Genomic DNA, 12,549 nt, shown 5'->3' with positions numbered 1-12,549 from the left:
ACACGTCACACGCGTGTCGCCCGGACGGGTTGTCCACAGCCGTCCCCGGAGCCCCGGCCGGAGTTGTCCACAGGCCCGCACCGGGCTCCTCCGCATGGCGTACGGTGCCGCCCATGGCAAGTGTGCTCGTGGTCGAGGACGACCAGTTCGTACGCTCGGCGCTCATCCGGCATCTGACCGACGCCTCGCACCTCGTGCGCAGCGTCGGCACGGCGCTGGAGGCGCTGCGCGAGGTCGCCCATTTCCGGTTCGACGTGGTGATCCTCGACCTCGGACTGCCCGACCTCGACGGCTCCGAGGCACTGAAGATGCTGCGCGGCATCACCGACGTCCCCGTCATCGTCGCCACCGCCCGGGACGACGAGGCGGAGGTCGTCCGGCTGCTGAACGCGGGCGCGGACGACTACCTCACCAAGCCGTTCTCGGTCGAGCACCTGTCGGCCCGCATGGCGGCCGTACTGCGCCGCGCCCGCGTCGGCACCGGAGAGACACCGCCGTCCACCGTCCTGCGCGTCGGCGGCCTGACCGTCGACCCCCTGCGTCGCCAGGCCGAACTGGACGGGACCCGGCTCGACCTGACCCGGCGTGAGTTCGACCTGCTCGCCTTCCTCGCCGGCCGCCCCGGAGTGGTCGTCCCCCGCAAGGAGCTGCTCGCCGAGGTCTGGCAGCAGTCCTACGGCGACGACCAGACCATCGACGTCCACCTGTCCTGGCTGCGCCGGAAGCTGGGGGAGACCGCCGCCCGGCCCCGCTACCTGCACACCCTGCGCGGCGTCGGCGTGAAGCTGGAGCCGCCGGTCGCGGAGCCTCCCCAAGCGGAGCCGCCGCGATGAGGTGGGCCCTGGTGAAGGTGTCGCTGGCGGTCACCGCCATGGTCGTGGTCGCCTTCGCCGTGCCGCTGGGACTGGTCATCCGGGAGATGGCCCGGGACCGCGCGTTCTCGAACGCCGAGCGGGAGGCCGCCGCCGTCGCCCCCGCGCTGTCCATCACCACCGACCGGGACCAGTTGGAGCGCGTCGTCGCCTCCGCGGGCTCGGACGCCGGGATGTCCGTGCACATACCGGCGTCCGGCGGCAAGGACACCGGCAACGGCAGCGGCACCGACATCGGCCGGCAGCGCGCCACCGACGAGGACATCGCCGCCGTACGCGAGATGGGGCGCGCCTCCACCGCGGAGGTACCCGGTGGCTCGACGCTGCTCCAGCCGGTCGCGCTCAGCTCCGGCGAGATCGCCGTCGTCGAGGTGTACGTCCCCGAGTCCGAGGTCACCAACGGCGTCGGCACGGCCTGGGCGGTGCTCGCCGCGGTCGGCGCCGCGCTGATCGTCGGCTCGGTCGCGGTCGCCGACCGGCTGGGCGTGCGCATGGTGCGGCCGGCGCAGAAGCTGGTGGAAGGGGCGCACGAGCTGGGGGAGGGCAAGCTGGGCGCCCGCGTGCCCGAGGAGGGCCCGACCGAACTGCGGCTCGCGGCCGTCGCGTTCAACTCCATGGCCGACCAGGTCGTCCAGCTCCTCGCCAACGAACGGGAACTGGCCGCCGACCTGTCCCACCGGCTGCGCACCCCGCTGACCGTGCTGCGGCTCAACGCGGCCTCCCTCGGCGACGGCCCGGCCGCCGAGCAGACCCGGGCCGCCGTCGAGCAGCTGGAGCGCGAGGTCGACACCATCATCCGCACCGCCCGGGACGCCAAACCGCAGACCGCCGCGGCTGGTCCCGGCGCCGGGTGCGACGCGGCCGAGGTGGTCCGCGAGCGGATGGGCTTCTGGTCCGCGCTCGCCGAGGACGAGGGACGCAAGTGGCGGGTGGCCGGCGCCGACCGGCCGGTGCGCATACCCGTGGCCCGTGCCGACCTGGCCGCCTCCCTCGACGCCCTGCTCGGCAACGTCTTCCGGCACACCGCCGAGGGCACCGCCTTCGCGGTCGACCTGCACAACGGCGAGGACGCGGTGATCGTGCTCGTCTCCGACGCGGGCCCCGGCATAGCCGACCCCGAGGCGGCGATGGCCCGCGGCCGGGGGTCGGGCACCGACGGGTCGACCGGGCTCGGCCTCGACATCGTGCGCCGGCTCGCCGAGTCGACGGGCGGGGACGTACGTATCGGCTCGTCCGTGCTCGGCGGGACCGAGGTGCGGATCTGGATCCAGCTGGACGGGCGCACGGCACCGGTGCGGCGCGGCCACCGGGGCACGGTGCGGCGCCGCCGGCAGCCCCGCCGGGGCACACCCTTTAACCGGTCCCGATCCCTCCCTTAAGCGCACCCTAAGATCGCCACCCACCGTCCGGAACAGGCGCTTTGCCCGGTTCCGCATCGCTAGCGTGCCTGCCGCACCCCGCCCCGCGCACTCCCCCCGCAGGGCCCCCTGAACAGCGAAGGCAGGCACCAGATGAGCAGCACGCACCGGCGCAGGGTCAGTGGCAGGAACAAGGCGATCGGCGCGCTCGTCGCCACCGCCGTGGCCGGTGGCGGCGCGCTGCTGTTCACCAGCACCGCCCAGGCCGCCGGAGTCGGCGCCGCCTACACGAGGACGAGCGAGTGGTCGACGGGCTACACCGCGCAGTACGTCGTCACCAACAACAGTCAGGAGGCCGAGAAGGACTGGACGCTGGAGTTCGACCTGCCGGTGGGTGCCGGGCTCGGCTCCCTGTGGAACGCGGAGTCGAGCGTCAGCGGCCGGCACGTCACCGTGACCGGGCCGAAGTGGGACACGGACGGCCTGAAGCCCGGCGAGTCCGTCACCGTCGGCTTCGTCGTCAACGGCACCCAGGACCCGACGGGTTGCCGCGTCGACGGCGCCCAGTGCTCGGCGGACGGCGGCGCCACCCCCGAGCCCAGCGGCCGCCCGACCCAGCCCTCGGCCCCGGCGCCCACCCCCACCCCCACGGCCACCGCCTCCGCCACCGCCGCGCCGACACCGACCGCCACGGCCACCACCCCCGCCCCCTCCGAAACCCCCGGCGACGGCACCACGGCCGGCGCCGGCTTCGCGCCCTACGTCGACACCTCCCTCTACCCGGCCTTCGACCTGGTCGCGAACGCCGAGGCGACCGGCGTGAAGAACTACCACCTGGCCTTCGTCACCGACGGCGGCGGCTGCACCCCCAAGTGGGGCGGTGTCACCGACCTGGCGAGCGACGCCGTGGCGCAGCAGATAGGCGCCCTGCGCGCCCGGGGCGGCGACGTCCGCGTCTCCTTCGGCGGCGCGGCCGGCTCCGAGCTGGCGACGACGTGCACCTCGGCCGACGCCCTGGCGGCGGCGTACGGCAAGGTCGTGGACACCTACGGGCTCACCAAGGTCGACTTCGACGTCGAGGGCGGCGCCCTGCCCGACACGGCCGCCAACACCCGCCGCGCCCAGGCCGTCGCCGCCCTGCAGAAGCGGCACCCGGGCCTCGACGTCTCCTTCACCCTGCCGGTCATGCCGGAGGGCCTGACCCAGGCCGGCGTCGATCTCCTCGCCAACGCCCGGCAGAACGGCGTCAAGATCAACGCCGTCAACATCATGGCGATGGACTACGGCCCGGCGTACAGCGGCGACATGGGCACCTACGCCGAGCAGGCCGCCACCGCCACCCAGGCCCAGATCAAGAGCGTCCTCGGCCTCTCCGACAGCGCGGCCTGGCAGACGGTCGCCGTCACCCCGATGATCGGCGTCAACGACGTCGTGACCGAGATCTTCACGGTCGAGGACGCCGCCCAGCTCGTGAAGTTCGCCGAGTCCAAGGACCTGGCCTGGCTGTCCATGTGGTCCGCGACCCGCGACAAGCAGTGCGCGGACGGCGCCAAGCCCCAGGCCGACGCCACGTGCAGCTCCGTCGTCCAGGAGAAGTCGGCCTTCTCGAAGGCCTTCGCCGCCTACAACTGACCCGGCACGCACGACCGGCACCGCGCCGCACCCGGCGGCACGGGGCGCGGCACCCCCCGTCGGACGCCGCGCCCCGGGCCCGCTCGCCCGCCCCGTCGGGCAGCTCTACTCGGCCGGGTCCAGCGGCGGGAGCGTCCCCGTGCGGGCCGCCCGCGCGTACCACAGGGCGCTCGCCTTGGGGATGCGCTCCTGGGAGGCGTAGTCGACGTAGACCGCGCCGAACCGCTTCTCGTAGCCGTAGGCCCACTCGAAGTTGTCCATCAGGGACCACAGGTAGTAGCCGCGCACGTCCGCGCCGTCGTCGATGGCCCGGCGGACCGCCCTGAGGTGGCCGTCCAGGTAGGCGACCCGCTCGGGGTCGTGGACCGTACCGTCCGCGGCGGGCTTGTCGTCGTAGGCGGCGCCGTTCTCGCTGATGTACAGCGGCAGGCCGGGGGCCTCCCGGTGGTAGCGCATGATCAGCTCGTGCAGGCCGGTCGGGTCGACGGTCCAGCCCATCGCCGTGCGCTCGCCCGGCGGCTGGTGGAACGCCACGTCGTCCGCGGCCGGCCAGGGCGAGTGGTCGCTCGTGCCGTGCCCGTCGGCGCGCGGGACACGCGAGTCCGCGTCGGCCGCCGACACCACGGTGGGCGTGTAGTAGTTGAGGCAGATCGCGTCCAGCGGCTGGCGGATCAGCCCCAGGTCGCCGTCCTGGACGTGCGACCAGTCGGTGACCGGTGCCGTCGCCTCGAGCAGGGTCTCCGGGTAGGCGCCGTGCAGGACCGGGCCGTGGAAGATCCCGCCGGAGAGGTCGTCGATCCTCCGCGCCGCCGCCAGGTCCGCCGGCTGCTGCGACAGCGGCCGGACGACCGAGGTGTTGAGGCTGATCGCCACCGAGTTGCCGGCCGGCATCACCGAACGCAGGGCCACCGTGCCCAGGCCGTGCGCCAGGTTCAGATGGTGCGCGGCGCGCAGCGCGGCCGCCGGCTCGGTACGGCCGGGCGCGTGCACCCCGGAGGCGTAGCCCAGGAAGGCCGCGCACCACGGCTCGTTGAGCGTGATCCACTGCTCCACGCGGTCGCCGAGCGCCTCGCCGACGATCTGCGCGTACTCGGCGAACCGGTACGCCGTGTCCCGTGCCGGCCAGCCGCCCGCGTCCTCCAGCTCCTGCGGCAGGTCCCAGTGGTAGAGGGTGACGGCCGGCTTGATCCCGGCGGTCAGCAGCTCGTCGACGAGACGCCGGTAGAAGTCCAGGCCGCGCTGGACGGCCGGGCCGCGGCCGGTCGGCTGCACCCGAGGCCAGGAGACGGAGAAGCGGTAGGCACCCAGACCCAGTTCCGCCATCAGCGCCACGTCGTCGCGGTAGCGGTGGTAGTGGTCGACAGCGATGTCACCGGTGTCACCACCGGCCGTCTTCCCCGGCGTATGGCTGAAGGTGTCCCAGATCGAAGGGGTGCGGCCGTCCTCCCGCACCGCGCCCTCGATCTGGTACGCCGAGGTCGCGGCGCCCCAGAGGAAGGCAGGAGGGAAGGAGACGGGTGTCGGTTCTGGCATGGAATCGCTCCCACGAGGTCGGGGGCCCCATTATGCATGGGAGCGCTCCCACCGTGAAACCCCTGCCACCCGGCGACTTCCGCCGCATCGCTCAGGCCGACTCCCGCACCACCAGCCGCGTCGGCAGGACCACTCCGCGGTGCCCGGCGCCACGGTCGGCGATCTCGTCCAGCAGCAGCCTCGCCATGGTGCGGCCCATCTCTTCCAGCGGCTGCCGGACGCTGGTCAGCGGCGGATCGATGTGCCGGGCCACGATGGAGTCGTCGAAACCGATGACGGCCACGTCGCCCGGCACCCGCCGGCCCGCCGCGCGCAGCTCCAGCACGGCACCGGAGGCCATCACGTCCGAGGCGGCGAAGACCGCGTCCAGGTCGGGGCGGCGGTCCAGCAGCTCCCGCATGGCCGCGCGCCCGCCCTCCTCGGTGAAGTCGCCGTTCGCGACCAGCTCCTCGGTGACCGCGGCACCGGCTTCCCGCAGTGCCTCCCGGTAACCGTCGAGCCGTTCCCGCGCCGCCTCCATGTCCAGCGGCCCGGTGATGGTGCCCACGGTCCGGCGGCCGCTCGCCAGCAGATGCCGGACCGCGCTCCCGGCGCCGCCGCGGTTGTCCGCGCGGACGTGCCCCAGCGGCTCCCGGTCACCCCGCCGGCCGGCCAGCACGGTCGGAATGGCGAGCGCCTCCAGCTGGTCGGGCAGCGTGTCGTCGCTGTGCACCGCCACCATCAGCACCCCGTCCACGCGCTGCCCGGACAGGTACGGGGCGAGCCGCGCGTACTCCTTCTCGTCGTGCACCATGACCAGCAGCATGCGCATCCCGGCGTCCGCGAGCCCGGCGCTCACGCCCCGGATGATCCCCGAGAAGTACGGCTCGGAGAACAGCCGGGACTGCGCCTCGGGGACCACCAGCGCCACGGAGTCGGTGCGCCGGGTGACGAGAGACCGGGCGGCCGGGTTGGGGACGTAGCCGAGTTCGGCGATCGCCCGCTCCACGGCCGCGCGGGAACGGTCGCTGACCTTCGGGGAACCGTTGATGACCCGGGAGACCGTGCCACGGCCCACGCCGGCGCGCGCGGCCACCGCGTTCAGGGTCGGGCGCCGGACGTCCGCGGGGGCGGGCGGCTGTTCGGCAGGGCTCATCGTTCACCTTCCGGCGTTCGGTGGGGGGACCGGCTTCATTCTGGCCCAGAAAGCGCGACCGGCGTCCGCACGGACCCCTCCGCGGCCCCGACCGATCGGTAACTCGCCGGTGACCTGCGGGAATTCAGAATCGCGACCACACAATCCGGGCAGCTGTCCCGCGGCGGTGCGACACATTCCCGTGACGCGCGGAACACGCTTGCGCAACAACGCCGTTTTCAAGTCTTGACACCTGGGCCCGGCAGCAACGAGTCTTCGGGGCAAGCCGCGTGGGAGCGGTCCCACGGAGTTCCGGGGCCGGCTTCCGTACGGAACGAAGCACCATCGGCCCTTCCCTCCACCTCGCATGGCACACCGTTGACCAGCATCTTCGCACCGCATGCCGCGTTGCTCTGGGCTGGCCGCTGCTCGAACCGAGAGGGCAGGTCCGGACCGTCGAACCCGGCGGTCTGATTCCTGAGGTCCCCGTTCCCACTGGAACAAGGAGTAGTGGAATGCGCATCACCCGAACCGGCGGCGTCCGCGGCCGCAGAGCAGCGGCCCTGACCACGTCGGTCCTGACGGCCTCGGCCCTGCTGCTGACCGCCTGCAGCAGCGACAGTGACTCGGACGCCTCGGAATCCGACGGGAAGATCGTCCTCAAGGTGGCCGACTACGGGCAGTTCGGCTACAAGGAAGCCGGCCTGTTCGAGAAGTACCAGCAGCTTCACCCGAACATCGAGGTGAAGGAGGAGACCACCGCCAACGAGCAGGACTACTACCCGAAGCTCCTTCAGCAGCTGAACTCGGGCAGTGGCCTGGGTGACGTCGTCGGCGTGGAAGTCGCCCGCATCAAGGAGGTGGTGGACACCCAGGCGGACAAGTTCACCGACCTCAAGGGCAGCATCGACACCAGCCAGTGGGTCGACTGGAAGGCCAAGCAGGCCACCAGCAAGGACGGCCAGGTCATCGGCGCCGGTACCGACATCGGCCCGATGTCGCTCTGCTACCGCAGGGACCTCTTCGAGAAGGCGGGCCTGCCGACCGACCGCGAGGAGGTCGCCAAGGCGGTCGCGGGCGGCTGGGAGGACTACATCAAGCTCGGTGAGCGGTACAAGGCGAAGGCGCCCGAGGGCACCTACTTCATGGACTCCGCCAGCGCCATGTTCAACGGTGTCGTCAGCTCCTCCGAGAGCCAGTACTACGACGCCGACGGCAAGGCGATATACAAGGACAGCCCCTCGGTGCAGAAGGGCTGGGACCTCGCCGCCGAGGCCGCGGAGAAGAAGCTGAGCCAGGGCCTGCCGCAGTTCCAGGACCCGTGGAAGGCGGCGCTGCGCAAGGGCACCGTGGCCACCGTCGTGTGCCCGGCCTGGATGTCCCTCCAGATCGAGAACTACTCCGGCAACGACTTCGCCGGCAAGTGGGACATCTCGCGGGCGCCCGGCGCGACCGCGGCCAACTGGGGCGGTTCCTTCCTGACCGTGCCCAAGAGCGGCAAGCACGTCAAGGAGGCCACCGAGCTGGTCAAGTGGCTGACCGCGCCCGAGCAGCAGGCCGCCGTGTTCAAGGCCGTCGGTGTCTTCCCGTCCAACCAGGGCGCCTACACGCTCGACGACGTGAAGAACGCGAAGCTCGAGTACTTCAACAACGCCCCCGTCGGCCAGCTCTACGCCGAGGAGGCCAAGTCCATCCCGGTGGCCGTGCTCGGCCCGAAGGACGGCGTGATCAAGGACACGATCTCCACGCAGATCAACAACATGGAGCAGCGCGGCACCAAGCCCGACAAGGCCTGGGACGCGGCGGTCGAGACGATCGACAAGGCCATCGGCTGACCCGCGCCGGTGCGGGCGGTCCCACCAGCCGCCCCGCACCGCCCGCACCGTGCGCACGGCGGGGGCCGTGGTGGTACGACGGCCCCCGCCCGCAGGCGCGGGTGGCGTACGCAGCAGACCCTGCCGTCCGCGGCGGGTCTGCTGCGCGGCGTCGGGTTCGCCCCGGGCCGGCGCCCGCCCGTGCCGACAGCGCGACAGGGCCGCGGACGGCACCCCGCAGCCGCGGACGGCACCCCGCAGCGGCGGGCGGCACTCCGCAACGCCGGCCGCGGTAGCACCCCGCGGGACCGGGCCGCACGACCCGCCCCGGGCGCCGACCCTCCCGGACACGCCCCGACCCGCTGCCCCGCCCCCGAACCCACCTCGATCCCTCCCACCGGCACCAGCACCCGCCACCCACGACCGACACCCGGCACCCGCCACCGGCGATCCGGCACCACCACCGGGTCCCGCGCCACACGCGCCGCCGCCTGCCACACGTACCGCCGGCTGCCGCGCGGGCCGCTCGGCACCGTGCCGGACCGCGCGGGGAGGGGACCGGCGGGACGGGCGCCCGGCCCGCCGCCCCACCTCCCGCCCCTACCCGGCCCGACCTCCCAGGCCCGACCTCCCAGGGAAGGACTCCCTCCGTGGCAACGACAACCCCCACACGGGGTGCCAAGACTCCGCTCACCGGCGGCTCCGGTGCCGCGTCCCGAGGACGCAGCCCGTGGCGTTCGCGACTGTGGCGCCTCGACGACAAGGCGTCGCCGTACGCGTACATCGCCCCCTTCTTCCTCATCTTCGGTGCCTTCGGGCTCTACCCCCTCCTCTACACCGGCTGGATCGCCCTGCACCGGGTGGAGATGACGAGTCTCGACCAGTCCGAGTGGGTCGGCTTCGAGAACTTCGCCAAGATCCTCCAGGACTCCGAGTTCTGGACGGCCGTCTCCAACACGTTCATCATCGGCGTCATCTCGACCGTCCCGCAGCTGCTGGTCGCCCTGGGCCTGGCACACCTGCTCAACTACAAGCTGCGCGCCAGCACCTTCTGGCGCACGGTCATCCTCACCCCGTACGCCACCTCCGTCGCGACCGCCGCCCTCGTCTTCGCCCTGGTGTTCCGGGCCGACGGCGGACTCCTCAACTGGGTGCTGGGCTTCTTCGGCGCGGGCGACATCGACTGGGGCAACGGCCACTGGACGTCGAAGATCGCCATCTCGATCATCGTGATCTGGCGCTGGACCGGCTACAACGCCCTGATCTACCTGGCGGCCATGCAGGCCGTGCCGACCGACCTGTACGAAGCGGCGTCGATCGACGGCGCGTCGCGCTGGCAGCAGTTCCGCAAGGTGACCATCCCCGCGCTGCGGCCGACGATCCTGTTCACCATCGTCATCTCGACGATCGGCTCCATGCAGCTGTTCGGTGAGCCGCTGCTGCTGCAGGGCGGCACGCTCGGCGCCGTCGGCGGCAGCGAGCACCAGTACGAGACGCTCAGCATCTACCTCTACAACTACGGCTGGAAGCTCCAGCACCTCGGCCCGGCCGCCGCCGTGGCCTGGGCCATGCTCGTCCTGCTGCTGCTCATCGCCCTGATCAACTGGATCGTCAGCCGGTTCGTGCGCAAGAGCGCGGCCTGACGGGAGCGACAACGATGACCACGACAAGTACTCCCTACAAGACCGCCCCCGACCCGGCCCCGGCGACCGAGCTCCTCGGCTCGGGCGGTGGCAAAGGCCGCCGCCTGCGGATCGGCGCCGGCCAGCAGCTCAAGGGCGGCCCCTTCACCTACCTCGCGCTGATCGTCGTCGGCCTGGGATCGATCTTCCCCCTGTACTGGACGCTGGTGGCCGCCTCGCACGACCAGCAGCGGGTCCTCGACACCCCGCCGCCGTTCCTGCCGGGCGGCAGGCTGTTCAGCAACCTCGAAGCGGCCTGGGAACAGGCCAACCTCGGCAAGGCCATCGTCAACAGCGCCATCGTGGCCGGCTCCATCACCGCGGCCACGCTGTTCTTCTGCACGCTGGCCGGCTACGCCTTCGCCAAAATGCGCTTCCGCGGCCGGAACGTGCTGATGACCGCGGTCATCGCCACCCTCACCATCCCGCCGCAGCTCAGCGTCGTCCCGCTGTTCATGATGATGTCGGACATCGGCTGGAGCGGAGAGCTGGAGTCGGTGATCTTCCCGACCCTGGTCGGCGCCTTCGGTGTCTTCTTCATGCGCCAGTACCTCATCGAGGCACTGCCGTACGAACTCATCGAGGCGGCCAAGGTGGACGGGGCGAACAACCTCCGCATCGTGTGGAACGTCGTCCTGCCCGCCGCCCGGCCCGCGATGATGGTGCTCGGCATGCTCACCTTCGTCCAGGCGTGGAACGACTTCTTCTGGCCCTTCCTCGCCCTGAACCAGGAGAACCCCACCATCCAGGTCGCGCTCGGCCAGCTCAGCGCCTCCTACACCCCCGACCAGAGCATCGTCATGGCCGGGGCGCTGATCAGCACCCTGCCGCTGCTGGTGGTCTTCGTCGTCTTCGGCAAGCAGATCGTCGGAGGCATCATGGCGGGCGCCGTCAAGGGCTGACCCCCGTTCGCCCCCTCCTCCGCCGCCCGGCGGGGCCCGGCCCGCACCCGGGCCCTGCCGGACCCCGGGCGCCCACCCCCGCGCCCACCCCGCCTTCCCCACCGCCGGGCCCCACCGCCCGGCACCTCCTCACGCCATTTGGGAGCGTTCTCACCATGACCGCCGTACGACCCGAGACCCTCGCCCAGCCGGCCACCGCCACCTCCTTCCCGACGGGCTTCGTCTGGGGCGCCGCCACCGCCGCCTACCAGGTGGAGGGCGCCGCCGCCGAGGACGGCCGCACACCCTCCATCTGGGACACCTTCAGCCACACCCCCGGCAAGGTCCGCAACGGCGACACCGGCGACATCGCCGCCGACCATTACCACCGGTACCGCGACGACGTGGCGCTGATGAAGGACCTCGGGCTGAAGGCGTACCGCTTCTCCGTCTCCTGGTCCCGGGTCCAGCCCACCGGCCGTGGTCCCGCCGTCGAACGCGGTCTGGACTTCTACCGCCGCCTCACCGACGAGCTCCTCGAGGCCGGCATCACCCCCGTCGCCACCCTCTACCACTGGGACCTTCCCCAGGAGCTGGAGGACGCCGGCGGCTGGCCCCAGCGCGACACCGCCGACCGCTTCGCCGAGTACGCCGCCATCACGGCCCGCGCCCTCGGTGACCGCGTCGGCGTGTGGACCACCCTCAACGAGCCGTGGTGCAGCGCCTTCCTGGGCTACGGCTCCGGCGTGCACGCCCCCGGCCGCACCGACCCGGCCGCGACCCTGCGCGCCGCCCACCACCTCAACCTGGCCCACGGCAAGGCGGTCGGCGTCCTGCGCGCGGCCCTGCCGTCGACCGCACAGACCTCCATCACCCTCAACCTGCACCAGGTGCGCCCCCTCACCGACGCCCCCGAGGACGCCGAGGCGGCCCGCCGCATCGACGCGGTCGGCAACCGGATCTTCACCGGTCCCCTCCTCGACGGCGCCTACCCCGAGGACCTGATCGCCGACACCGCGCACCTCGTCGACTGGAACGAGCTGGTGAAGGACGGCGACCTGGCGGAGATCTCCCGCCCGATCGACGTGCTCGGCGTCAACTACTACTCGCCGACCGTGGTCTCCCGGCCCGCCGACGGCGCGGCCACCACGAAGAACGACGGCCACGGCGCGAGCGACCACTCCCCGTGGACCGGCTCCGAGGACGTCGCCTTCCACCTCGCCAACGACGACCTCACCGCGATGAACTGGGCCATCGACGCGAACGGGCTGCACACCCTCCTCACCGGCCTGGCGAAGTCCCACCCCGGCCTGCCGCTGATGGTCACCGAGAACGGCGCCGCCTTCGACGACTACGTCTCCCCCGAGGGCCGGGTGAACGACCCGCAGCGCATCGCCTACCTCCGCTCCCACCTGGACGCCGTGCGCCGGGCCGTCGCCGACGGCGCGGACGTCCGCGGCTACTTCCTGTGGTCCCTGCTGGACAACTTCGAGTGGTCCTACGGCTACTCGAAGCGCTTCGGCGCCGTCTACGTCGACTACTCCTCCCAGCGCCGCATCCCCAAGGCGAGCGCCCACTGGTACGCCGACGTGATCCGGCGCAACGCCCTGCCGGGCGGCGAACTCGGCTGAGCCCGTGCCGCAGGTGTATCCGCGAGGGCGCG

9 protein-coding genes are annotated in these 12,549 nt (G+C 72.3%); 7 read left to right on the top strand and 2 right to left on the bottom strand.

All coding sequences use genetic code 11. The features are described from left to right. Nucleotides 1–113 precede the first annotated feature (113 nt). The 3 genes from IEZ05_RS16670 (at nt 114) to IEZ05_RS16660 (ending at nt 3,862) form a co-directional block, all read left to right on the top strand. Nucleotides 114–833 carry a response regulator transcription factor gene (locus tag IEZ05_RS16670; protein WP_189230903.1) on the top strand — a complete coding sequence of 240 codons (720 nt, stop codon included), beginning with the start codon at nt 114–116 and terminating at the stop codon, nt 831–833. Next, complete coding sequence (locus IEZ05_RS16665; protein WP_189230902.1) at nt 830–2,251, top strand: sensor histidine kinase; 1,422 nt, start codon at nt 830–832, stop codon at nt 2,249–2,251. The genes IEZ05_RS16670 and IEZ05_RS16665 overlap by 4 nt, the downstream gene beginning before the upstream one ends. A gap of 132 nt (nt 2,252–2,383) precedes the next feature. Next, nucleotides 2,384–3,862, top strand: coding sequence for a glycoside hydrolase family 18 protein (locus IEZ05_RS16660; RefSeq protein WP_189230901.1), 1,479 nt, complete (start codon nt 2,384–2,386; stop codon nt 3,860–3,862). A gap of 105 nt (nt 3,863–3,967) precedes the next feature. Here the strand turns inward: IEZ05_RS16660 and IEZ05_RS16655 are convergent, their stop codons facing one another. Together IEZ05_RS16655 and IEZ05_RS16650 are read right to left on the bottom strand one after the other, a co-directional pair. Next, entirely contained in the window at nt 3,968–5,395 is a 1,428-nt protein-coding gene (locus IEZ05_RS16655) for a GH1 family beta-glucosidase (RefSeq protein ID WP_189230900.1), read from the bottom strand. Nucleotides 5,396–5,486: 91 nt separating this feature from the next. After that, complete coding sequence (locus tag IEZ05_RS16650; protein ID WP_189230899.1) at nt 5,487–6,530, bottom strand: LacI family DNA-binding transcriptional regulator; 1,044 nt, start codon at nt 6,528–6,530, stop codon at nt 5,487–5,489. 494 nt (nt 6,531–7,024) lie between these two features. Between IEZ05_RS16650 and IEZ05_RS16645 the strand changes: the two genes are divergently transcribed. From IEZ05_RS16645 to IEZ05_RS16630, 4 genes are all read left to right on the top strand, one after another. After that, complete coding sequence (locus tag IEZ05_RS16645; RefSeq protein ID WP_189230898.1) at nt 7,025–8,344, top strand: ABC transporter substrate-binding protein; 1,320 nt, start codon at nt 7,025–7,027, stop codon at nt 8,342–8,344. A 629-nt stretch (nt 8,345–8,973) separates the two neighbouring features. Beyond that, complete coding sequence (locus IEZ05_RS16640) at nt 8,974–9,966, top strand: carbohydrate ABC transporter permease (RefSeq protein ID WP_189230897.1); 993 nt, start codon at nt 8,974–8,976, stop codon at nt 9,964–9,966. Between the two features lie 14 nt (nt 9,967–9,980). Next, complete coding sequence (locus IEZ05_RS16635) at nt 9,981–10,907, top strand: carbohydrate ABC transporter permease (protein WP_189230896.1); 927 nt, start codon at nt 9,981–9,983, stop codon at nt 10,905–10,907. 155 nt (nt 10,908–11,062) lie between these two features. Further along, nucleotides 11,063–12,517 (top strand): GH1 family beta-glucosidase, encoded by a 1,455-nt coding sequence (locus tag IEZ05_RS16630; RefSeq protein WP_189230895.1) that lies wholly within the window; start codon nt 11,063–11,065, stop codon nt 12,515–12,517. Nucleotides 12,518–12,549 lie beyond the last annotated feature (32 nt).

Origin of the sequence: Streptomyces flaveolus (assembly GCF_014648815.1) — a bacterium.
Lineage (GTDB): Bacteria > Actinomycetota > Actinomycetes > Streptomycetales > Streptomycetaceae > Streptomyces > Streptomyces flaveolus.
This window is presented reverse-complemented; position numbering and strand designations above follow the sequence as displayed.